Raw genomic sequence first — 22,196 nt, 5'->3', positions numbered from 1 at the left:
GGAAGTCACCTGGGGATGAGCAGGGCCGCGTCGGCCTTGTCGGCGCAGGAACGGAGCGCCTTCTCGGGGGAGTCCCGGCCGAGCAGCACGGAGACGATCGCCTCGCCCAACGCCTGCGAGATCTGCGGATACGCGGCATGGACCGGCCGGACACGGGCCGAGCGCAGGCTGTCGGTGAAGACGTCGAGACCGACCGTACGGGCGCTGTGCTCCCGCCATTCAGGCCGTGCGGCGGTCCCCGTGCTCAGCGGCAGACCGCCCGCCGAGAGGTCCCAACGGACGTCATGGGCAGGCTCGTTCATCCACCGCACGAACTCCACGGCCGCTCGGGAACGGGCCGAGCCGTTGTCGAAGACCGTCCAGGTGTCGGGCCCGGAGATGGTGACCGCGTGCCCGCTGTACGTCGGCAGCGGCACGACCCCGTAGTCGATCTTCGCGGTGACGATGTCGGGGAGTTCCCAGGGCCCGGTGGCGACCATGGCCATACGGCCGTTGAGGAACACCTGGTAGAGCTGATCGCTGCCGGGCTTGGTGTCGAGGTACACGCTCTTGTCGTGGCCGAGTTGGGCGAGCGTGCCCAGTGCCCGTACGCCCTGGTCGGCGAAGCCGATGTGTTTGCCGTCCGGTGCGACGACCTCGCCGCCGAGGTCCCACAGCATCGGCCACAGTCGCCACACCGTGTCCTCGTCGCCCACGGCCGGCCAGCCGGTGCCGAAGACGCCCCGGTCGTGGTCGGTCAACTGCCGTGCGGTGTCGGTGAATTGGTCCCAACTCCAGCCGGGCTTCGGGTAGTCGAGCCCGGCCTGCCGGAACAGCTTCCTGTTGTAGACGACGGCCAGCGAGTCGAGCACTGCGGGCGCGGCGCGCACTCGCCCGTTGACGGTGACCGCGTCCCGTACCGGCTTCCAGAACGTGTCCCACGGCGTCGGGCCGGTCCGCATCGCGGACGTCAGGTCGACGACGCGCGGGCTGCGCGCGACGCTCGCCAGGTCCGAGCCGAAGATGTAGGCGATGTCCGGATAGGAGCCGGCGGCGAGCGCGGCGGTCACCTTCTGGAGCATCGCGTCGGCCAACACCCCACCCCCGCCCGGGTCCACGCGGATCTTCGGATGGGTCCGGTTGAACTCGGCGACCAGCGCCTCCACCGCCTTGCGGCCCGTGTCGGCCTGCCCGTGCCACAGCTCCACGGTCACCCGCCCGTCCGCACCGACCCCGTCCGAGGCCCCGCCCGCACACCCGCTCGTGGCGGCGGCGGCCGCCCCGAGCAGCAGCCCACGCCGTGACAACCCGTTGCTCATGACGGCCTCCTCACCGCACCTTGCGGACGTAGCCGGCGCTGCCGGGCGTCGACACGTCGACATCCCGGCGCACGATGCTGAGCCTCGTCCCGAAGCCCGAACGGGCCTTGCGCAGACCGGAGTCGGAGTACTCGATGACGATGACCCGGTCGTCGAAGGCCTTTGCGTACGCCCCGCACTCGTCGTACTCCGCGCACTCCTCCGCCACCGCGAAGTCGAGCCCGGTCCGCTTCCTGAGCCCGGCCAACTCCACGGTGTTCTTCTGAGCGATGGCGAGCCGGCGGGCGTGCGCGTGCCGGGAGAGCAGGGTGATGAAGGCGGTCGCGTCGTTCGCCGTCAGGAGGTGGTGGGAGCGGGTGTAACTGTCGTAGTTGTCCGGCTCGACGGCGTCGAAGCCCTTGGCCGCGCAGCCGTCGATCCACCGGTCGACCCGTGCCGCCACCCGCTCGCGCTTCGCCGCCGTACCGATGTCGAGGAGCGCCTCGCCCCAGTCCTCGTCGACGACCACCTTGCCGTTCGTGTCCCGCAGCAGCAGGTCGGCGGGCCAGGAGGCGCGCCCGTCCGGCTGGGCCTGGAAGGCGTTGACGTAACAGATGTTGTAGAGGCCGGGCGCGGGCGACGCCGTACGGTCGCGGCTGACGATGCGGACGCCGGCCGGTGGGGGATAGGCGCCGCCGATCTGGTAGTCGAAGTCGGCGTGGCGGGGCGGGAGTCGCACCGTACCGGGCGCCGAACGCGAGGGGCTCGTCGACGGCGTGGGGCTTTTCGACGGCGCCGCGCGGGACGGGCTCTCCGAAGGCGCCGAACGCGACGGGCCCTTCGGCGCCGCGCGCGACGGCTGTTCCGGCGAGGCACCGGTCGAGGTTCCGCACGAGGTCAGTACCGCTGTGGTCGCGACGGCGGTGCCCAGGACCGCGGCCGTCCCGAGACCTCCGACGCGGGAGACACCCTTGGCGGGCATGTCCGCTCCATCAATCGCGGGTACGACCCCGCCTCGGACCGGATGGCGTCGCGGTCCTGGCGACTGTGGCCGGGCTTGGAACCTGTCCGCTACCGGCTGGGCGTACCTCTGCGTACCGCGCCGCACGCGCGGGCACGTCCAGGATCAAAGCGCCCGGCCGCGCCACCCGTCAAGGGTGCGCGCACAGAGGCGACTTCGAGCACTCACGAAGTCGTACGCTCCAGACCGGTACCGAACTCGAAGGCAGGAGCAGCAACGATGCAGTACGTGAAGCTCGGTTCGACCGGCCTGGACGTCTCGCGGATCTCTCTGGGCTGCATGACCTACGGCCTCCCGGACCGCGGCACCCACGAGTGGACCCTCGACGAGGAGGCGTCGCGCCCGCTGATCCGGCAGGCGCTGGACGCCGGCATCAACTTCTTCGACACGGCCAACGTCTACTCCGACGGCACCAGCGAGGAGATCACCGGCAGGGCGCTGCGCGACTTCGCCCGCCGCGACGACGTCGTGCTCGCCACGAAGGTGCACGGCCGGACGCGCCCCGGGCCCAACGGCGCCGGACTGTCCCGCAAGGCGATCATGTCCGAGATCGATCTCAGTCTCGCCCGCCTCGGCACCGACTACGTCGACCTGTACCAGATCCACCGCGCCGACCCGCACACTCCGGTCGAGGAGACGATGGAGGCGCTGCACGACCTGGTGAAGGCGGGCAAGGTCCGCTACATCGGGGCGAGTTCGATGTACGCCTGGCAGTTCGCCAAGCACCAGCACATCGCCGAGCGGCACGGCTGGACCAAGTTCGTGTCCATGCAGAACCACTACAACCTCCTCTACCGCGAGGAGGAGCGCGAGATGCTGCCCCTGTGTGCGGACCAGGGCGTGGGCGTCCTTCCCTGGAGCCCGCTGGCGCGGGGCCGCCTCACCCGGGACTGGGGCACCACCACCGAGCGCAGCAGCACCGACAACTTCGGCAACCGCCTCTATCAGGAGGGCGACCGCAGCATCGTCGAAGCGGTCACCCGGATCGCCGGCGACCGGGGCGTCCCGCGCGCCCAAGTGGCCCTCGCCTGGCTGCTGCACCAGAACACGGTGGCCGCACCCATCATCGGCGCGGCCAAGCCGCAGCACATCGAGGACGCCGTCGCCGCCGTCGAACTGGAGCTGAGCGAGAAGGAGTTGGAGGAGCTGGAGCAGCCCTACACTCCGCACGCGATCAGCGGCCACTCCTGACGGCGCGCCTATTGGTTGTGCGTGAACTCCCTGGTCGGTGATGTCGTGGAAGGCGTCGAGTCCCACGACATCACCGTCCCGCCCGACAATGGGCGGGCGGTTGGAACATGACCTGGGAAAACTGGAAGAAGGGCGGCTTCCTCGCCCCACTCGGAGGGTGCCGTTGGTTGCCTCCGGCCAATGGTTTTGGGATTTCCCGTGTGGATACGGTGGCAATCCCATAACGGACCCGATTGACGAATCGTCAAATGGTGGGGGCCGGACCGCAATGCACAAAACCCCGGGATCTCTTGTTCCGCCTCGCTGACCTGTGCAAAGGTGTGCCTGTCGGCGCGCAGACACATAGCTGATTCCCCTCTGCGTGTATGAGGCCGCTCCCGTACGTCACCCCCCATGCTTCAAAAGAGCTGCCCCAGGCGGACGTTCGGGATGCCATCAATCGGACGGGCAGACCAGTCCGTCCGTCGGCAGGGTCGCATACCCGCCGGTATGGACCAAATTCCGCGTTTCACCTGGAGGAATGCAGCCGTGAAGGACGCAGGTCCCTCGAATTCCCCGACTTCCGCTCACCACTTCGAAGTGACCGACGAGCAGCTCAGCGCCGAGCTGAAGAAGTGGACGGGGACGACGCCCGCGCTGCAACCCGTCGGCGAACTGCTGGACCGGCACTGGGAAGCGGCCTTCGCCTATGCGGGGTTGTGCACCGACGGACCGCACCACGCCGGAATGCTCACCACGGCCGCTTTCACCCGGCTCTTCGGAGAATCCCTGCGGCAGTCCGGACCGACCGCGGCCTGGCGGCCCCAGGTGCTGGTCACCGTCCGCCGTATCGCCGCGGAATGGGACACCGACCACCGCCAGGAAATGCTCCACCCGGACCTGCGCTCGGCCGTCGGCGACGGAGACCGCATCGCGTCCCGGTTGCTCCCGGTGCCCGAACGGCGGCTGATCTCGCGGGCGTTCCAGCGGCTGCCCCAGACGGCGCGCACCCTGCTCTGGCACCTCGAGGTCGAGTCCGAGCCCGTCGCCGTAGCCGCCGGGCTGGTCGGCCTGGACGAAGAGGGCGCCCGCATCGAACTCGGCCGCGCGGTCGGGCGGTTGCGCGAGGAGTGCCTCCAGGTCCACCGCGAACTCGCCCCCAGCGACGAGTGCCAGCTCTACATACGGCTGCTGGACGTCACCTTCCGGCGCGGCGGCGCGGAGGTCGACCCGGACCTCGCCATGCACCTCACCGTCTGCAAGCACTGCCGGTTCACCGCCGACCAGCTGAACCAGTTCAACGCCGGACTCGGCGTGGCGCTGGCGGAAGCGGTGCTCGGCTGGGGCGCACGCGCCTACCTGGAGGTAAGGGCCGGCAGCCGTGCCCTGCCCGCCCAGGTGTCGTCCGCCTCGACCGAACTCGCCCTGCGGTCCGGCCCGCGCCGCGGCGAACTCAGATCGGCCCACAAGGCGGCCCGCCGCGTCCGCCGCCGCAACCTCACCGCGGCCGTGCTGACCGTGAGCGGACTGGTCGTCCTCCCGCTCGTCGTGTGGTCCATCGGCGGCTCCGGCGACGCGAAGACCCAGACCGAGAGCCAGGCCGCCGGCGCCTCCGGCACCGGCAAGGAATCCGCCAACCCCTCCTGGGTCGGCAAGACCGACACCACCCAGGGCACGCTCAGCGGCCGGCTGCACAACGTCGAGTCCGGCCTCTGCATCGGCATCGCCGGCAACAAGCCCCTCAAGGGCACCGAGGCCGAACTGCAGACCTGCTCCTCGGCGGCCGGCCAGCAGTGGTCGTACGAGACCGACGGCCAGCTGCGCAGCACCGCCGACCCCGGCCTGTGCCTCGACTCGCACCTCGCCTTCGAGGTCCAGCTCGCCCCCTGCACGAGCACGTCCTCGGCGACCGCGAAGAACATCCGCTACGACTTCACCCTCCAGGGCATCCTGGTACCGCGCTGGAACCAGGACCTGGCCCTGACTCCCGCCTCCACCGACGGCGGCGGCGCGCTCGTCCTGAAGACGCGGGCGGACGGCTCGGCCCAGCGGTGGGTCTTCGACACGTCGAAGGCCGACCCCCAGATGCAGGTCGTCAACTGGGACACGGACACCACCGGGTCGCCGACCCCCACGACCAAGAAGGCCGTCCCGGAAGCTTCGAAGACGCCGACGGCCACGCCCACTCCTACGCCGAGCGCGTCGACCCCGCAGTCCACGCCGACCACGGCGTCCCCGACGGACTACTGCGACTACTACCCGTCCTACTGCTCAGGGGGCGGCCAGGGCGGTTGGTCCGGAGGCGGCGGTTACGGCGGTGGCGGGTACGGCGGCGGCTACCACGGCGGTCACTGAACCTCAGTGATGCGGCGGTGGGGGAGGCGGCAGGGTCGAGATGCCCGGCGCCGCCTCCGGCCAGACCAGCAGTACCGGACAGGGCGCGTGATCGACGGCGAACCGTACGGCGGGCCCGAGACTGTGCGGGCCGAGCCGGGCCCGGTCGCCGTCGCGGGCCAGCACCAGCAGATCCGCGTCGTCGGCGGCGGCCACCACCTCACGCTCGACCCGCCCGGCCCGCTCCATCCGGACATACGGCCGCCCCAGCCGCTCGGCCGCCGCGTCCAGCAGCTCCGCCGCCGACGTGCTGCCCAGATCCTCGAGCCGGGTCCCGGGATCCCGCCGCGGACCACCCCGCCCGAGCAGCCCGGCGAACGCCCCGTGCGCGACCCCGGGCACGTCAGGGCCGCTCACATGCAGGAGCACCACCTCGGAATCCGCCGGCGCATGCGTCCGTACGGCGTCCACACAGGCGGGCCAGGTGCCCTCGACCAGCCAGGCGATCACGCGCATTCGGCCTCCCTCGGTGTCAGAGAACCTGGAGCGACACCCACAGTGCCACCACGGCCGGGACGAGCGCCGACGGCACGGCGAGCAGCCCCAGCTTCGTGAACTCCTTGATATCCACGTCATGTTCGTGCTGATGCACGATCCGCCGCCACAGCAGCGTCGCGAGCGAACCGGCGTAGGTCAGGTTCGGCCCGATGTTCACCCCGAGCAGCACGGCGAGCACCGCTCCCGGCCCTGCCTGCGCGGTCAACGGCAGCAGAACCAGCACCGCCGGCAGGTTGTTGATGAGATTCGCCAGTACGGCGGCCAGCGCGGCGATCCCGAGCAGGGCCGCGATCCCGGTCCCGCCGGGCAGGACGTGCCCGAGCGCGTCGGAGAGCCCGTTGTCCACCACCGCCCGCACCACGATCCCGAGCGCCAGCACGAACGCCAGGAACGAGGGAGCGGCGGCCCGCACGACCGTGAGCGGGGTCGCCTGCCGTCGTAGCAGCGCCCGCCCGGCCATGACGAGCGCCCCCGCGAACGCGGCCCACGCCGGATCGATGCCGACCGCCGAGGTCAGCACGAACCCGGCGAGGGTGCAGGCGACGGTCGCCAGCGCGAACACCGGCAGTTCGGGGGTGTCGCCGGAGGTCGGCGAGGGTGCCGCCGCCGCGAGGTCACGGGCGAAGAACTTCCGGAACACGAGGTACTCGGCGCCGATAGCGACCAGCCAGGGCAGCACCATCAGCCCGGCGAACCGGGTGAAGCTCAGGCCGCTCGCCGCGAAGGCGAGGAGGTTCGTCAGGTTGGAGACCGGCAGCAGCAGCGAGGCGGTGTTCGACAGATGCGTGCACGCGTAGACGTGCGGCTTGGGACGCACCCCCATCCGGGACGCCGTCGCGAACACGACCGGCGTCAGCAGCACGATGGTGGCGTCCAGACTGAGTACGGCCGTGATCGCCGAGGCCAGTGCGAACACCGCCGTCAGCAGCCGGCTCGGACTGCCCTTCGCCCACTCGGCCATCCATGCCCCGCAGGTCCTGAACAGGCCCTCCACATCGCAGAAGTGGGCCAGCACGAGCACCGCCGCCAGGAACCCGACCACCGGTCCGAGCCGTTCGGCCTCCGCCCGCGCGTGGTCCAGCGAGATCGCCCCGGTGGCCACGGCGATCCCGGCGGCCGGGACCGCCAGCACCGCCTCCGGCCACCCGAAGGGACGGACGACGGCCCACACCAGGACGGCGACGAGCAGGACGACGGACAGGGTTTCGGCGAGCGGGGTGTTCAGGGGACGGTCCTCCGGGACGCGGGCAGCGGTGCCCGCCCCATGTAACCAGGCGGCCGCCCGAAGACCGCGGTCAGGCGCCCGTGCCCGCGCTGAACACTGTCAGACGCACCGAGGACGCGTTGCCCGACACCGGCACCGCGCCGTTCGTCCACGTCACCTTCAGCGGGTCCTTCTCGTCGGGCGGGGTCACCACCAGCGTGGCGGGGGTCGCCGTCTTCGCGCCGCTGATCTCCGGGTTGGAGAAGGTCAGACCGGCCCAGGCACTTTGCCCCGGCTTCAGCGTGACCGTGGTGGCGGTGCTGCCCGACTCGCGCTGGGGGTCGGGGCCCAGCTGTGTGCCGGACGCGTTCACGAACGCGGCACCGGGATAGCCGCGGACCGTGCACGTACGGCCGGACGCGTTGGTGAGGACGATCGGGAAGTTCTCCTGCCCGGCGCCCGGATCGTTGCCGCCCACCTTGGCCTTGAGTTCGGAGGTGTGGCACCGGCTGCTGGTGGTGACGCCGGAGCTCGAAGAGGTGGACGTGGAGGAACCCGACGAGGTGGAGGTCGAGTCCGTACCGGTGGCGGTGTCGCTGCCGCTCGACGAGGAGACCGGCGTACCGGAGCCGTCCGCCGAGGCGTCGCCGCCCGCTGGTGCGGCCGTACCCGACTCGGTCTGCGGGCTGCTCACCGTACCGCTGCCGTTGCCACAGGCCGTCGTCGTCAGACCCAGCACGGCGACCGCGCTCACGAGCAGGGCCGCCCGGCGCAGGGACTGGGACGTGTTCGCCATCTTCAACACTCCTGGAGGTTCACCGCACAGCGCCTCGCGCGCTGTCACAGAGGTCCGATGCGCGTGCGCGCCGAAAGGTTCGCGGGATCACCGTTTTTTTACGCCAGTGACTACGCCAGTGACTACGCCAGTGACTACGACAGGGACTGCGACAGTGATCAGGTGACCCGCAGCGAGCGGAGTATGCGCGCCGTCGCGTCACCGCTGTGCTGCCGTATCTGGACGTACACCTGGGGCTGCGCCGCGCCGCCGACCTGACGGAGCGCGGTCTCGGAGAGGGTGCCCGTGCTGCCCGAGCAATCGCTCCAGGTGCGGATCGTGCCGCGCCAGGCCGCGTCCGAGTAGGCGTGGCTGCCGTCGTAGTGGCAGCCGGAGTGGGAGATGCCGTCCACCTCGGTCGTCACGCTGCCGTGCTCGCTCAGGCCGATGAACACGCCGTTCACGTCCGCCGAGAGGTCCTGCCACTTCGCCAGGTCGTCGGCGACGGCCAGCCCCGGTTCGTGTCCGGCCGTCAGTCCGAGCGCCTGTGGATTCCAGCCCGAGTCGCGCAGCTGGCGGCCCCATGCGGCGGGCACCTCGGCCACGACCCGGCCGGTGCTGTCCTTGACCCGCAGGTCCGAACTCCCGGACGACGACGGCAGGTTCAACACGGCGACACCCGCGCCGACGGCCACCACGACGAACAGACCCGCCATCAGCGCGACCCCCCGATGCCGGCCGCGCGGCTTGCCCTGCTTGTGCGCGGGGGCCGCCTCGGCGGCCAGCCGCTCCAGCTCCTCCGCGAACGCGTGAGCCGTCGGCCAGCGCCGCTCGCGGTCCGGTTCCAGCGCGCGCAACAGGGCCCGCTGGACATCGGGGGACACGTCCGGCCGCAGCCGGTCCGGCCGTACGACCTGCCCCGGTGCCCCCGGAACCGTGCCGGTGAGCAGCTCGTAGCCGACCGCGCCCAGGCTGTACACGTCGGCGCGCTCGTCGATGCCGAACCCGGGCTGCGCCTGCTCCGGCGGCTGATAGCCCGCGGAACCCGCGGCCAGGGTGAGGCCCGACCCCTGCGCCAGGCTCTTGGCCAGGCCCAGGTCGGCGAGCAGGACGCGGTAGGACCCGTCAGGGGCGGTGCGCAGCAGCACGTTGGTCGGCTTGATGTCCCGGTGCACGATCCCCGCCTTGTGCAGGGCGGCGGCGCCCCGGGCGGCCAGCGCGGTCAGCCGCAGCGCCTCGGAGACGGGCAGCGGACCCGCGGTGAGCAGGTCGGCGAGGGTGCCGGCGTCGGCGTACTCCATCACGAAGTACGGCCGTCCGTCGGGCAGCTCACCGATGTCGTAGACCTGCACCACCCGGTTCGAGTCGGCCCTGCGCAGCAGCCGGGCCTCGGACAGGAAGCGGTCGACGATGTCGAGGCGGTGCGCCCAGTTGTCGGCGAGGACCTTCACGGCCACCGGGGCTTCGAGCACGTCGTCGTGCGCGAGCCAGACTGTGCCGAACGCGCCGGTACCGAGGCGGCGTTCGAGTCGGTAGCGGCCGATCTGTTCGACGAAGTGCATGGGACTATCATGCCTGCTCGGAGATCGAGGCGGAGGAGTGGATCCAGTGCGGGACATGGCACCGACCGAGGAGCTTGCGCGGCGTGCCGCGGCGGGCGACCCGGCCGCACTGGACGAGCTGCTGCGCTCGATCCAGCTGGAGGTCGTACGGCGGTGCGGGCGGTTCCTGCCGTGCCGTGAGGACGCCGAGGAAGCGGCGCAGGACGTACTGCTGCAAGTCGCCCGGAAGATCGGCACGTTCGAGGGCCGCAGCCTGTTCAGCACCTGGCTCTACACGGTGGTCGCCAACGGCGCCCGGCAGAAGTACCGCGAGCTGAAGCGCCGGGCCGCCGAGCAGCCCGCGGTGATCGACGTGCAGCAGCATGTCGACCCGCGCACCACGAGTGTGATCGCCGGGTCGAAGATCGACCTACTGGAGGCGCTGGAGCGCCTTGAACGGGAGCAGCCGCACCTCGTCGCGCCGCTGGTCTACCGCGACATCTGCAACCTGGAGTACGCCGACATCGCCGACCGGCTCGGCATCCCGCTCGGCACCCTCAAGTCCCGGCTGCACGAGGCCCGCCGCCAGGTCAGGCCCTGGCTGACCGACCTCTCCTGACCCGGCTCACACCTCGTCGAAGAGGGAGAGCTCCGCCCAGATCGTCTTGCCGTCGGTCGTGTGCCTGCTGCCCCAGCGCTGGGTGAGCTGCGCGACCAGCAGCAGTCCGCGCCCGCCCTCGTCCCAGGTCTTGGCGCGGCGCAGGTGCGGGGCCGTGTGGTTGGTGTCGGAGACCTCGCAGATCAGCGTGGCCGCGTCATGGATCAGCCGGAGCCGGATGGGGTGCGCGCCGTAGCGGATGGCGTTGGTGACCAGCTCGCTCACCACCAGCTCGGCCGTGAACCCGGCCTCGCTCATGTTCCAGGTGTCGAGCTGTTCCACGACCTGCTTGCGGATCGGGGCGACGAGCGACGGGTCGGCCGGGATGTCCCAGGTCGCGACCTGCTCGGCGGGCAGCCCCTGGGTGCGGGCCAGCAGCAGCGCCACGTCGTCGGCGGCGCCGCCCGGCGGGAGCACGGCGTGCAGGATCCGGTCGCAGGTCTCGTCCAGTGAGTCCGAGGCGGCGTACAGGGCGTCGAACAGCAGCCGTTGACTGACGTCGAGGTCCCGCTCGCGGTTCTCGATCAGCCCGTCGGTGTACAGCGCGAGCACGGTGCCCTCGGGCAGCTCGAACTCGGCCGACTCGAAGGGGAGTCCGCCGAGGCCGAGCGGCGGCCCCGCGGGCAGGTCGACGGGCTCGGGCGGGCCGCCCGGCCGGATCATGACCGGCGGCGGATGTCCGGCGCGGGCCAGCGTGCAGCGCCGGGACACCGGGTCGTAGACCGCGTACAGGCAGGTCGCGCCGACCTCGCCCGGGCTGCCGTCGTTCCCGGCCTCCGCGGACAGCCGTACGACGAGGTCGTCGAGGTGGGTCAGCAGTTCGTCGGGGGCCAGGTCGATGTCGGCGAGGGTGCGGACTGCCGTGCGCAGCCGGCCCATCGTGGCGGAAGCCTGGATGCCGTGGCCGACGACGTCCCCGACGACCATGGCGACCCGCATCCCGGACAGCGGGATCACGTCGAACCAGTCACCGCCGACCCCGGCGCGCGCCGCCGGCAGATAGCGAGAGGCGGCTTCCAGGGCGGCCGTGCTCGGCAGTTTGCGGGGGAGCAGGCTGCGCTGGAGGGCGAGCGCGGTCTCGCGTTCGCGGGAGAAGCGGCGGGCGTTGTCGATGCAGACGGCGGCGCGGGCCGTGACCTCCTCGGCCAGCAGGACGTCGTCGTCCGCGAACGGGTCGAGGCGCCGGTACCGGGTGAGCACAGCCACGCCGAGGGTGACGCCGCGGGCCTGGATCGGTACGGCCATCGAGGAGTGGATGCCGTACTCCTGGACGCGCTGGGTGCGGGTGCGGTCCCAGGACAGCCAGAGTTCCAGTTCCCGGCCCGACGCGACGAGCGTGCGGCCCGCGACCAGCGCGTCGGCCTGCGGGGACTGTTCCGGGTACAGGTTCAGCTGGCCCGGCTTGGCGACCGCCTCGGGGCTGCCCTGCTGGACAGACTGGTGGGCGGCTCGGCGCAGTCTGAGCGGCGCGGTGATCGCCGTCGGGGGCTCGCCGCCGTGCTCCGACGGGTCCAGCAGATCGATGCTGACGAAGTCGGCCAGCGCGGGCACACAGACGTCCGCCAGCTCTTGGGCCGTACGGGTGACGTCGAGGGTGGTGCCGATGCGGACGCTCGCCTCGTTGACGAGTTGCAGTCGCTCCCGCGCCAGGTAGTTCTCGGTGAAGTCGTGCGCGGCCAGACACACGCCCCGCACCCGCCCCTCGGCGTCGGTGATCGGCGCCATCCGGGCCAGCCAGGCGTGCGCGGCGTCCTCGCCGCCGGTGCGCATGTAGATCTGGAAGTCCTCGGCGGTGCCCGAGGTGAGCACGCGCAGCATGTACTGCTCCAGCTCCGCGCTCTGCGTCTTCCCGCCGATCTCGGTGATCCGCAGCCCCTGGATGCGCTCCTCGGGCAGGCCGATCACCTCGCCCATCGCGTCGTTGACCCGGCTCAGTCGCAGCCGCTCGTCGTAGACCGCGATGGCACAAGGCGACTGGGTCAGCGCCGCCGTCGCGAGGGGGTCCTCGGAGGCACGCGGGCCGCCACCCTCCAGCGGTGTCACGACGAGCCAGTCGCCCGGGCCGCCGTCCCTGGGACGCCGGTGGTGGGCCAGCAGCCACACGGACACGGCGCTGCCGTCCCGGTGGCGCAACGCGACCGTGCCGTCCCAGCGGGCGCCCGTGATCTCGGGCAGCGCCTCGTCGCCACCGGCCAGCAGCCCCGCGGCCGGGCGGCCCACGACCTCGTCCGCGGTGTGACCGAGGAGCCTTCGGGCCCCGTCGTTCCACTCCACCAGAGTTCCGGCATCGTCGATGACAACCCGCGCCGTCGCGGCATCGTCGAACGGGTAGACCGGACTCATCGTCGCCACTCCATCGCGCGCACTCACAGTGAACAGACCCGCCACTTGCGTTCCAGCCTAGTGCGTCACGCTCCCGCGCGGACCGGAACCCCCACGGCCGCGGGTACCGGTGGTCAAGGGGGAAAACCGGTCGAAGTGGCGCATGCGGCAGAAGTCCGCCCCCGCACCCTTGACGGTCCGGTGTGGCACCCCGTCAGAATCTGTTTGGTCACGATCAGTTGTGAGTACTTCTGGGCCCTGATGAGGGAGAGCCGCCATGACGGTCACTCGCAGATCGGTTTTGATCGCTTCCACGGCCGCGCCGACGGCCGCATCACTCCTGGCCGCCCCGGCCGCACGCGCCGCCGGGACCACGGGGGCCGCCTCCGGCCGCCACACGGTCGCGCTGCGCGACGGCTGGCGCTTCGTGCTGGTCAACCCGGGCGGCATCACCGACCCGACCGGCGCCTACGCCGACGCCGCCGCACCGGACTACGACGACTCGACCTGGCGCCAGGTCGCGGTCCCGCACGACTGGAGCATCGAACAGACCCCCACCACGGCATACGGCACGACCAGCGGCACCGGGTTCTTCCCCGGCGGCCTCGGCTGGTACCGCATCGCCTTCACCCTGCCACCCGCCTTCGCGGGCAAGCGGATCTCGGTGGAGTTCGACGGCGTCTACATGGACTCGTACGTCTACTGCAACGGCACGCAGGTCGGTCAACACCCCTACGGATACACGGGGTTCGCCCTCGACCTCACGGACCTTGTGCACACCGACGGCACCACGGAGAACGTCGTCGCGGTGAAGGTCCAGAACCAACTCCCCAGCAGCCGCTGGTACTCGGGCAGCGGCATCTACCGCGAGGCCCGCCTCGTGATCACCGAACCGGTGCACGTGGAGCGCTGGGGTACGTACGTCACGACCCCGGACATCACCGCCGAACGGGCCGTCGTGCGCGTACAAACGGCCGTGCTGAACGAATCCGGCACCGCGAGCGAGGTCGAAGTCGGATCGAGGGTCGTCGACCCCGGCGGCCGGACGGTGGCCCGGGCCACCTCCACCATCACCGTCGCCGACCGCAGCACCGAGACCCACGAACTCGCGGTCCCGAAGCCCAAGTTGTGGGACATCGAGACCCCGGACCACCGCTATACCCTGGAGACCGAACTCCGCGTGGACGGCAAGCCGGTCGACACCCACCGCACCACCTTCGGCATCCGCACCTACCGCTTCGACCCGGACGAGGGCTTCTCCCTGAACGGCACCCACACCAAGATCAAGGGCGTCGACCTCCACCACGACCAGGGCGCCCTCGGCTCCGCGATCAGCATCGACGCGGTGCGCAGGCAGTTGACCATCATGAAGTCGATGGGCGTCAACGCCTTCCGCACCTCCCACAACCCGCCCTCACCGCAAATCATCGAGGCCTGCGAGGAGTTGGGCATCGTGATGATGGTCGAGGCGTTCGACTGCTGGCACAGCGGCAAGACGACCTACGACTACCACCGGTTCTTCGACGCCTGGTGCGAGAAGGACGCCACCGAGATGGTCCTCGCCGCCCGCAACTCGCCCGCCGTCGTGCTGTGGTCCATCGGCAACGAGATCCCCGACTCCACCTCCACCGCCGGGCTGGCGATAGCAGACCGCATCATCGGCGCGATCAAGGCGGCGGACGACACCCGGCCGGTGGTCATCGGCTCGAACAAGTACCACGGAGTGCCCGCCAAGGGCTCCGCCGCCGACCTCATGCTCGCCAAGCTCGACGGACTCGGCCTGAACTACAACACCGCCAAGTCGGTCGACGGCCTGCACGCCGCCTATCCGCACCTGTTTCTCTTCGAGTCGGAGTCCTCCTCGGAGACCTCGACGCGCGGCACCTACCAGGAGCCGGAGCACCTGAACACCGGCGAGAACTACACCCCCGGCAGGCGCGCCACCTCCTCGTACGACAACAACCTCGCCTCCTGGACGATGAGTGGCGAGTACGGCCACAAGAAGGACCGGGACCGGAAGTGGTTCGCGGGCCAGTTCCTGTGGTCGGGCATCGACTACATCGGCGAGCCGACGCCGTACGACGTCTTCCCGGTCAAGGCGTCCTTCTTCGGCGCGGTCGACACGGCCGGCTTCCCGAAGGACATGTACCACCTCTTCCGCAGCCAGTGGATCAGCGAGCCCATGGTCCACCTGGTACCGATGAGCTGGAACCACGAGCCGGGGGACACGGTCGAGGTCTGGGCCTACGCCAACGTCGGCACCGTCGAGCTGTTCCTCAACGGAAAGTCCCTCGGGACAAGGGAGTTCGACACCAAGACGACTACCGACGGCCGCGCCTACCTGGAGACCACCGAGCCCACTGGCGACGACAAGACCTTCACCACCGGCCCCTACCCGGGCAGTTACACCAGCCCGAACGGCAGCGCGGGCAAACTCCACCTGACCTGGCAAGTGCCGTACGAGCCGGGTGAGTTGAAGGCGGTGGCGAGGAGTGGCGGGAAGGTGGTCGCCTCGGACGTGCTGCGTACTGCGGGAGCCGCGCACGCCGTACGTCTCACGGCCGACCGCAAGTCCCTTGCCGCCGACGGGCGTTCACTGGTCTTCGTGACGGCGGAAGTGGTCGACGCCCACGGTGTCGTGCTGCCCGACGCCGAGGATCTGATCGCCTTCGAGGTGACGGGCGGGTCCCTGGCCGGGCTGGACAACGGGCGGGAGGAGAGTGCCGAGCGCTACCAGGCGAGCACCCGAACCGCCTTCCACGGCAAGGCACTTGCGATCGTGCGGTCCGGTACGCGGGCGGGTGCGCTGAAGGTGACGGCGCGGGCGGAAGGGCTGCGGGCAGGCACGGTGAGGGTACGGACGACACCTGGCCGGGACGTAGCCACGACTTCGGCGCCGCGATTCGAGCCCGACCTTCCCGCCCCGCTGAACTACCCCTGCGCCGACGCCAGTTACTCGGGCCGCCCCGACACGCTGCCCGCCGCCATGCTCGACGGTGACTCGGCCACCGGCTGGTCCAACGCCTTCGCCAAGTCGGCCACGGCACTGCTGCCGGCGTTCAGCGGTGCGCGCGAGAAGGACTGGGTGTCGGTGGACTGGGGGAGGGCGCGGTCCTTCGACCGGGTGGAGGTGTCGTTCACGGTGGACGCGACGCACAGTCTGCCCGCGGCGGTGGCGGTCGCGGTGTGGGACGGCCGGGCGTGGGTGCCGGTCGAGGGGGCTGCCGTCGACTGGGCCACGACCTCGGACAACCCGACCGTCGTCACCTTCGACGCCGTGCGCGGCTCCCGGTTGCGGCTCACGCTGACGAGCGGTCATCCGGGAGTGGCCCAAGGAGGGGTGCGGATCAGCAAGTTGGAGGCTCCTGCCGGGTAGCACGACGTCCTCCGCTGCGGTCCGGACGGGAATCTGGCCTGTCCGGACCGTTGACGGGATGTCATGTCTCGAACAGCATGGCCTGCGTCCGCATCTGGGAGCGCTCCCATCGCGCATGCCGTCGGAGCGCGCCCCCACCTCCCCGAGGAGCCCAGACGTGAAACGACGCAGAACGACCCTGCTCGCCGCCACGGCCCTCCTCGCGGCGGCGCTCACCGCCCTGCCGGCAGGCTCGGCCGGAGCCGACGAGGTCGAGCAGGTCAGGAACGGCACCTTCGACACCACCACCGAGCCCTGGTGGACGACGAGCAACGTCACGGCGGGGCTGTCGGACGGACAGCTCTGCGCGGACGTGCCGGGCGGCACGACCAACCGCTGGGACGCTGCCGTCGGCCAGAACGACATCACGCTGGTGAAGGGCGAGTCGTACAAGTTCGCCTTCACGGCGTCCGGTTCGCCCGAAGGGCAGGTGGCGCGGGCGATCGTCGGCCTGTCGGTGTCGCCGTACGACACCTACTACGAGGTGAGCCCCGAGCTGAGTGTGTCGGGCAACTCCTATGCGTACACGTTCACTTCGCCCGTCGACACCACGCAGGGGCAGGTCGCCTTCCAACTCGGCGGCGGTGCCGATGCCTGGCACTTCTGCATGGATGACGTGTCGTTGCTGGGCGGTGTGCCGCCCGAGGTGTACGAGCCGGACACCGGGCCGCGCGTGCGGGTCAATCAGGTCGCCTATCTGCCCGGTGGGCCGAAGAACGCCACGCTGGTGACCGCGTTGACGTCCGTGCTGCCCTGGCAGTTGAAGAACGCGGCGGGTGCGGTGGTAGCCCACGGGCGGACCGTCCCACGCGGCACCGATGTGTCCTCCGGTCAGAACGTGCAGTCCATCGACTTCGGTTCCTACCGGGGCCGTGGTGAGGGCTTCACACTGGTGGCGGACGGGGAGACGAGCCGGCCGTTCGACATCGGGGCCGCCGCCTATGAGCAGTTGCGGGTCGACTCGCTGAAGTACTACTACACGCAGCGCAGCGGCATCGCGATACGCGACGACCTGCGCCCCGGCTACTCCCGCCCGGCCGGTCACCTGAACGTCGCGCCCAACCAGGGCGACGCGCACGTGCCCTGCCAACCCGGCCTGTGCGACTACACACTTGACGTGACCGGCGGCTGGTACGACGCCGGGGACCACGGCAAGTACGTCATCAACGGCGGTATCTCCACCTGGGAGTTGCTCAGCACCTACGAGCGCTCACTGCTGGCCCGCACCGGGCAGCCGGCCGAGCTGCGCGACGGGACGCTCGCCATCCCGGAGAGCGGCAACAAGGTGCCGGACGTGCTCGACGAGGCCCGCTGGGAACTGGAGTTCCTGCTGAAGATGCAGGTGCCGGACGGGCAGCCGCTGGCCGGCATGGCGCACGACAAGGTCCACGACGAACAGTGGACCGGGCTGCCGCTGCTGCCGAGCCAGGACCCCCAGAAGCGCGAACTGCACGCCCCGACCACACAGGCCACGCTCAACCTCGCGGCCACGGCGGCGCAGGCGGCGCGTCTGTACCGGCCCTACGACCGGGAGTTCGCGGCGAAGTCACTGGCTGCGGCGAGGAAGGCGTGGGCGGCGGCGCTCGCGCACTCCTCGGTGTACCCGGACCCGAACGACGGCATCGGCGGCGGCGCGTACCCCGACGACAACGCGACCGACGAGTTCTACTGGGCGGCGGCGGAGCTGTATCTGACCACGGGTGAGCGGCAGTTCGCCGACTACGTCGTCAACTCCCCGCTCAACACGGCCGACATCTTCGGCAGCCTCGGCTTCGACTGGGCGCGGACGGCGGCACTGGGGCGACTCGACCTCGCGACCGTCCCCAACCGACTGCCCGGCCGGGAGGCGATCCGCCGGTCGGTGATCGAGGGCGCGAACACCTACCTGACCACGCTGCGCACCCAGCCCTACGGCATGCCGTACGCGCCGCCCGGCAACGTCTACGACTGGGGATCCAACAGCCAGATCCTCAACAACGCGCACGTCATCGCCACCGCGTACGACCTCACCGGCGCCGCGAAATACCGCGACGGCGCGCTCCAGAGCATGGACTACATCCTCGGTCGCAATGCCCTCAACATGTCGTACGTCACCGGGTACGGCGAGGCCAACTCCCACAACGAACACAGCCGTTGGTACGCCCACGAGCTCGACCCGAACCTGCCGAACCCGCCGAGGGGGACCCTGGCGGGCGGCCCCAACTCGTCCATCCAGGACCCGTACGCACAGAGCAAACTCACGGGCTGCGTCGGGCAGTTCTGCTACATCGACGACATCCAGTCGTGGTCGACGAACGAGACGGCGGTGAACTGGAACGCGGCGTTGGCGTGGATGGCATCGTTCGCGGCGGATCAGGGATGATCTCTGGATGAGCAGATTCGCCGAAGTCGTCGTGCTGGCCCTTCACGCGCACGAAGTGATGGAACCGCTGACCCGGGACGACCCGGAGCGCACCTGGCGTGGCCGGTTCGTACCGATCCAGAGCCAGTGGGGGACGTCGTTCGGCGCGGGATGGGCCACCGAGTTCGAGCGCATGCGCCCACGGGAGGGGCTCCTGAAGCATCTGGAGTCACTCCCGTGGCCTTGGCCGGGGAGCGTCCAGGTGCTGATCCATGACGAGGACGACGAGTGCTTCGGACTGTGGATGCTCCATGACGGAAAGCTCGTGGAGGTGACCCTCCCGCGCACCCGCCGCTTCCACCAACCGGCCCCGCCCACCGAGGAGTTCCCGCCCGATCCGGGCTACCTCATGCGGACGGACGAGGACCGTGAGCTGCCGGAGCAGACCCCGGAACACCTCCGGGATCCGCGGCCGGCCTGGTAGTGGGCGTCAGGGCTCGCGTTCAACGAGTTCCCTCGGGCGCTTGTGCGCGGTGAGTGTGTGGAGCTCGGCCTGGCTGAGCGGCTGGTGCACCTCCACGTACTCGCCGTGCGGCAGCCGCTTGATCACGCCCGTCTCGCGGCCGTGCAACACCAGTTCCGCGTCACGGAGTTGGAGGCCCAGGCAGATGCGGCGGGTGACGACGAACGCGATCGCCGGGACGGCGAACACCGCCACCCGCACCGCCCACGTCACCGTGTTGATCGACAGGTGGAGGCGCGTTGCCACGATGTCGTTGCCGCCGCCGGCAAGCAGGACGAGGTAGAGGCTGATCCAGGCCACGCCGATGCCCGTGCGGGTCGGGCGGTTGCGGGGGCGGTCCAGGAGGTGGTGTTCGCGTTTGTCGCCGGTCCGCCAGGACTCCAGGAACGGGTACACGCCGATGAAGACCAACAGGAGTGGGAAGACCACGATCGGGATCAGTACGCCCAGCACCAACGTGTGGCCCCACAGCGTGACTTCCCAGCCCGGCATGACGCGGACCAGGCCCTCCGCGAAGCCCAGGTACCAGTCCGGTTGGGCGCCCGTGGAGACCTGGTCGGCGCGGTAGGGGCCGTAGGACCAGACCGGGTTGATCGATGCAACCGCCGCGATGAGGGTGAGGGCGCCGAAGACCAGGAAGAAGAAGCCGCCTGCCTTGGCCAAGTAGACCGGCATGAACGGAGCGCCCACCACGTTGCGTTCGGTGCGGCCGGGGCCCGCGAACTGGGTGTGCTTGTGGTAGACGACCAGGAGGATGTGGACGACCACCAGCGCCGCCATGATGCCGGGGATCAGCAGGACGTGGAGTGAGTAGAAGCGGGACACGATGTCGTGGCCGGGGTATTCGCCGCCGAACAGGAACATCGACAGGTACGTCCCGACGATCGGGACCGAGAGCAGCGCGCCGTCCACGAAACGCATGCCCGTGCCCGACAGCAGGTCGTCCGGGAGCGAGTAGCCGAAGAGGCCCTCGAACAGGCCGAGGAACAACAGGGTCCAGCCGAACAGCCAGTTGAGCTCGCGCGGCTTGCGGAACGAACCCGTGAAGAAGTGCCGCATCATGTGCGTCAGCATCGCGGCGATGAAGATCAGTGCCGCCCAGTGGTGCAACTGCCGGATCAGCAGCCCGCCGCGCACGTCGAAGCTGAGGTGCAGCGTCGAGGCGTACGCGTCGGACATCCGGATGCCGTTCAGAGGGACGTAACTGCCGTGGTACGTCACCTCGTTCATCGACGGGTGGAAGAAGAGGGTGAGATACACGCCGGTGAGGATCAGCACCACGAAGCTGTACAGACAGATCTCGCCGAGCAGGAAGGACCAGTGGTCCGGGAACACCTTGCGCAGATACTGCTTGCCGAGCGAGTAGATCCCGAGCCGGCCGTCGAACCAGTCGGCGACGCGCTCGCCCCGCGAGGACTCGGACGTGACGGTCACTGGTCCTCCTCGTCCTTGTGCACGTGCGTGAGCTTCTCGGGGTTGGTCACGATGTAGACCCCGGACACCTGGTCGCCCTCGGGAGTGAGGTCCATGACCATCACCGCGTACGGCGAGTCGCCCTCGAACAGCACGGCCGCGTCGTCGCCGTTGACGCGCCGGTAGCGCAGCTCCAGGTCCTGGGGACCGTGGCGCCGGGCCGCGAACGAGTTGATGAGCCGGACGGCCTTGTCCCGCCCGTGCACCGGGCGTAGCCCCGCCGGCTTCCGGTTGCCCCCGCTGTCGGTCCACACCGTGACGTCCGGCGCGAGGATCTCCATCAGTGAGGCGATGTCCCCGCCGATCGCGGCCCGCACGAACCGCTCGGTCGCCTCCCGCCGCACCCGGGGATGCGCCTCGTACAGCGGCCGCCGCGCGTGCACATGGGCCCGCGCCCGGTGCGCGAGTTGCCGTACGGCGGCCGGAGTGCGCTCGATGATGTCCGCGATCTCGGTGTGGGCGTACCCGAAGACCTCGTTGAGGACGAAGACCGCGCGCTCCAGTGGGCTCAGTGACTCCAGTACCACCAGCATGGCCAGCGACACGGACTCGGCGCGCAGGGCGGGGTCCACGGGGTCGCCGTCGGCGGCCTGGTCGACCAGCGGCTCCGGCAACCACGGGCCTACGTACGTCTCGCGGCGGTGGTTGATCGTGGCACGGCGCTGCAGCGCGTGGTTGACGGCGATGCGGACGAGATAGGCGCGCTGGTTGGTGATGGTGTCGAGCGGGGAGCGCCGGGAGCGCGTCGTCCAGGACAACCAGGTCTCCTGAAGGACGTCGTCGGTGTCGGCGACGCTGCCCAGCATGTTGTAGACGAGGCCGAACAGCAGCTCCCGATGGTCCATGAAGACAGTGGTCGCCTCATCGGTGACGGCGAACTCAGAGATCTCGGACATGTATGCGCCTCCCCAGTGGCGTGCTCACTACTGCGAGGGGTGGCGGGGGTCGGAATGTGACATCCGAGGGGCTGAATGTGACGTAGGTCTCGGCGAATTCGCGAGGTCCAGTTCTTCCGCTCTTCCGCATCGCCGTCGTTCGTCAGCCCAGCATCGGCTGCAGCGCACCCTCGTGTGTCAGTAGGCGTACTTTGCGCTCGACCCCGGCGGCGTAACCCCGCATCGAACCGTCCGCGCCGATCACCCGATGGCACGGGCGCACCAGTAGCAGCGGATTCGCGCCGATCGCCGCGCCCAGCGCCCGGATCTCGGCGCGCGGTACACCGAGTCGCTCGGCCAGCGCGCCGTACGTCGTCGTGGTGCCGTACGGGATGTCGTCGAGGGCGTGCCATACGCGCTGTTGGAACTCCGTTCCCCGGGCGGCGAGCGGGAGTTGGAAGCGGGTGAGGTGTCCGGCGAAGTAGGCGGACAGTTGGCGGGTGGCCTCGGTGAAGGCCGGGTCGTCGCGTTGCCAGTCGGGGGCGATGCTCGGGTGGTCCGGCATGGAGAGGGAGGTGAGTGTGGTGCCGGCGGGTGACTTCTCGCCGGTCAGGAGGAGTTGGCCCGCAGGGCTGTCGGTGAGTGTCCAGATGGTGGTCATACAGACGAGTCTGCTCGCAGGCGGCGGTTGAGTCCGGCGGGATTCGGA

Annotated in this window: 16 protein-coding genes; 6 read left to right on the top strand and 10 right to left on the bottom strand. The window is 70.2% G+C overall.

Annotated elements, in window-relative coordinates; translation table 11 throughout:
* Window positions 1-5: 5 nt before the first annotated feature.
* Both OO70_RS15320 and OO70_RS15315 read right to left on the bottom strand, forming a co-directional pair.
* The gene (locus OO70_RS15320) at window positions 6-1,298 is read right to left on the bottom strand and encodes an ABC transporter substrate-binding protein (protein ID WP_051741263.1); all 1,293 of its coding nucleotides are present in this window, start codon (window positions 1,296-1,298) and stop codon (window positions 6-8) included.
* A 10-nt stretch (window positions 1,299-1,308) separates the two neighbouring features.
* Window positions 1,309-2,259, bottom strand: a complete 951-nt coding sequence (locus OO70_RS15315; RefSeq protein ID WP_043670197.1) for an endo alpha-1,4 polygalactosaminidase — start codon at window positions 2,257-2,259, stop codon at window positions 1,309-1,311.
* A 258-nt stretch (window positions 2,260-2,517) separates the two neighbouring features.
* Here OO70_RS15315 and OO70_RS15310 point away from each other — a divergent pair, with 258 nt between their 5' ends.
* Together OO70_RS15310 and OO70_RS15305 are read left to right on the top strand one after the other, a co-directional pair.
* Window positions 2,518-3,489, top strand: a complete 972-nt coding sequence (locus OO70_RS15310) for an aldo/keto reductase (protein ID WP_043670194.1) — start codon at window positions 2,518-2,520, stop codon at window positions 3,487-3,489.
* Window positions 3,490-4,017: 528 nt separating this feature from the next.
* Window positions 4,018-5,823 (top strand): ricin-type beta-trefoil lectin domain protein, encoded by a 1,806-nt coding sequence (locus tag OO70_RS15305; RefSeq protein ID WP_043670191.1) that lies wholly within the window; start codon window positions 4,018-4,020, stop codon window positions 5,821-5,823.
* 3 nt (window positions 5,824-5,826) lie between these two features.
* Here the strand turns inward: OO70_RS15305 and OO70_RS15300 are convergent, their stop codons facing one another.
* The 4 genes from OO70_RS15300 to OO70_RS15285 form a co-directional block, all read right to left on the bottom strand.
* The gene (locus tag OO70_RS15300) at window positions 5,827-6,318 is read right to left on the bottom strand and encodes a universal stress protein (RefSeq protein WP_043670187.1); all 492 of its coding nucleotides are present in this window, start codon (window positions 6,316-6,318) and stop codon (window positions 5,827-5,829) included.
* Between the two features lie 16 nt (window positions 6,319-6,334).
* Window positions 6,335-7,585: an arsenic transporter gene (locus tag OO70_RS15295; protein ID WP_078651421.1), complete on the bottom strand. Its 1,251-nt coding sequence runs from the start codon at window positions 7,583-7,585 to the stop codon at window positions 6,335-6,337.
* A 70-nt stretch (window positions 7,586-7,655) separates the two neighbouring features.
* Window positions 7,656-8,360 carry a DUF4232 domain-containing protein gene (locus tag OO70_RS15290; RefSeq protein ID WP_043670184.1) on the bottom strand — a complete coding sequence of 235 codons (705 nt, stop codon included), beginning with the start codon at window positions 8,358-8,360 and terminating at the stop codon, window positions 7,656-7,658.
* A gap of 158 nt (window positions 8,361-8,518) precedes the next feature.
* Window positions 8,519-9,901, bottom strand: coding sequence for a serine/threonine-protein kinase (locus tag OO70_RS15285; protein WP_043670181.1), 1,383 nt, complete (start codon window positions 9,899-9,901; stop codon window positions 8,519-8,521).
* A gap of 46 nt (window positions 9,902-9,947) precedes the next feature.
* Here OO70_RS15285 and OO70_RS15280 point away from each other — a divergent pair, with 46 nt between their 5' ends.
* Window positions 9,948-10,499, top strand: coding sequence for an RNA polymerase sigma factor (locus OO70_RS15280; protein ID WP_043670178.1), 552 nt, complete (start codon window positions 9,948-9,950; stop codon window positions 10,497-10,499).
* Window positions 10,500-10,505: 6 nt separating this feature from the next.
* On the opposite strand, the gene OO70_RS15275 is transcribed toward OO70_RS15280, so the two are convergent.
* Complete coding sequence (locus tag OO70_RS15275; protein ID WP_043670175.1) at window positions 10,506-12,881, bottom strand: SpoIIE family protein phosphatase; 2,376 nt, start codon at window positions 12,879-12,881, stop codon at window positions 10,506-10,508.
* Window positions 12,882-13,137: 256 nt separating this feature from the next.
* On the opposite strand from OO70_RS15275, the gene OO70_RS15270 reads away from it, so the two are divergent.
* From OO70_RS15270 to OO70_RS15260, 3 genes are all read left to right on the top strand, one after another.
* Window positions 13,138-16,236 carry a glycoside hydrolase family 2 TIM barrel-domain containing protein gene (locus tag OO70_RS15270; protein ID WP_043670172.1) on the top strand — a complete coding sequence of 1,033 codons (3,099 nt, stop codon included), beginning with the start codon at window positions 13,138-13,140 and terminating at the stop codon, window positions 16,234-16,236.
* A gap of 157 nt (window positions 16,237-16,393) precedes the next feature.
* Window positions 16,394-18,637, top strand: a complete 2,244-nt coding sequence (locus OO70_RS15265) for a glycoside hydrolase family 9 protein (protein WP_043670169.1) — start codon at window positions 16,394-16,396, stop codon at window positions 18,635-18,637.
* 7 nt (window positions 18,638-18,644) lie between these two features.
* Window positions 18,645-19,100 carry a hypothetical protein gene (locus OO70_RS15260; RefSeq protein ID WP_043670166.1) on the top strand — a complete coding sequence of 152 codons (456 nt, stop codon included), beginning with the start codon at window positions 18,645-18,647 and terminating at the stop codon, window positions 19,098-19,100.
* 6 nt (window positions 19,101-19,106) lie between these two features.
* Here the strand turns inward: OO70_RS15260 and qcrB are convergent, their stop codons facing one another.
* From qcrB to OO70_RS15245, 3 genes are all read right to left on the bottom strand, one after another.
* Window positions 19,107-20,573 carry a cytochrome bc1 complex cytochrome b subunit gene (qcrB, locus tag OO70_RS15255; RefSeq protein ID WP_043670163.1) on the bottom strand — a complete coding sequence of 489 codons (1,467 nt, stop codon included), beginning with the start codon at window positions 20,571-20,573 and terminating at the stop codon, window positions 19,107-19,109.
* Window positions 20,570-21,508 (bottom strand): RNA polymerase sigma factor SigJ, encoded by a 939-nt coding sequence (gene sigJ, locus OO70_RS15250; RefSeq protein WP_106971685.1) that lies wholly within the window; start codon window positions 21,506-21,508, stop codon window positions 20,570-20,572. Before sigJ ends, qcrB begins: the two co-directional genes overlap by 4 nt.
* A 142-nt stretch (window positions 21,509-21,650) precedes the next feature.
* Window positions 21,651-22,148, bottom strand: coding sequence for a methylated-DNA--[protein]-cysteine S-methyltransferase (locus OO70_RS15245; RefSeq protein ID WP_043670160.1), 498 nt, complete (start codon window positions 22,146-22,148; stop codon window positions 21,651-21,653).
* Window positions 22,149-22,196 lie beyond the last annotated feature (48 nt).

Source organism: Streptomyces xylophagus (assembly GCF_000716435.1).
GTDB lineage: Bacteria > Actinomycetota > Actinomycetes > Streptomycetales > Streptomycetaceae > Streptomyces > Streptomyces xylophagus.
The sequence above is the reverse complement of the archived record's forward strand: the minus strand, read 5'-3'. Positions and strand labels throughout refer to the sequence as shown.

Excerpts from the sequence above, each read along its gene's own strand:
- OO70_RS15320 (WP_051741263.1), bottom strand. The coding sequence starts at position 1,298 with ATGAGCAACGGGTTGTCACGGCGTGGGCTGCTGCTCGGGGCGGCCGCC.
- OO70_RS15315 (WP_043670197.1), bottom strand. The coding sequence starts at position 2,259 with ATGCCCGCCAAGGGTGTCTCCCGCGTCGGAGGTCTCGGGACGGCCGCG.
- OO70_RS15310 (WP_043670194.1), top strand. The coding sequence starts at position 2,518 with ATGCAGTACGTGAAGCTCGGTTCGACCGGCCTGGACGTCTCGCGGATC.
- OO70_RS15300 (WP_043670187.1), bottom strand. The coding sequence starts at position 6,318 with ATGCGCGTGATCGCCTGGCTGGTCGAGGGCACCTGGCCCGCCTGTGTG.
- OO70_RS15290 (WP_043670184.1), bottom strand. The coding sequence starts at position 8,360 with ATGGCGAACACGTCCCAGTCCCTGCGCCGGGCGGCCCTGCTCGTGAGC.
- OO70_RS15285 (WP_043670181.1), bottom strand. The coding sequence starts at position 9,901 with ATGCACTTCGTCGAACAGATCGGCCGCTACCGACTCGAACGCCGCCTC.
- OO70_RS15275 (WP_043670175.1), bottom strand. The coding sequence starts at position 12,881 with ATGAGTCCGGTCTACCCGTTCGACGATGCCGCGACGGCGCGGGTTGTC.
- OO70_RS15270 (WP_043670172.1), top strand. The coding sequence starts at position 13,138 with ATGACGGTCACTCGCAGATCGGTTTTGATCGCTTCCACGGCCGCGCCG.
- OO70_RS15260 (WP_043670166.1), top strand. The coding sequence starts at position 18,645 with ATGAGCAGATTCGCCGAAGTCGTCGTGCTGGCCCTTCACGCGCACGAA.
- sigJ (WP_106971685.1), bottom strand. The coding sequence starts at position 21,508 with ATGTCCGAGATCTCTGAGTTCGCCGTCACCGATGAGGCGACCACTGTC.
- OO70_RS15245 (WP_043670160.1), bottom strand. The coding sequence starts at position 22,148 with ATGACCACCATCTGGACACTCACCGACAGCCCTGCGGGCCAACTCCTC.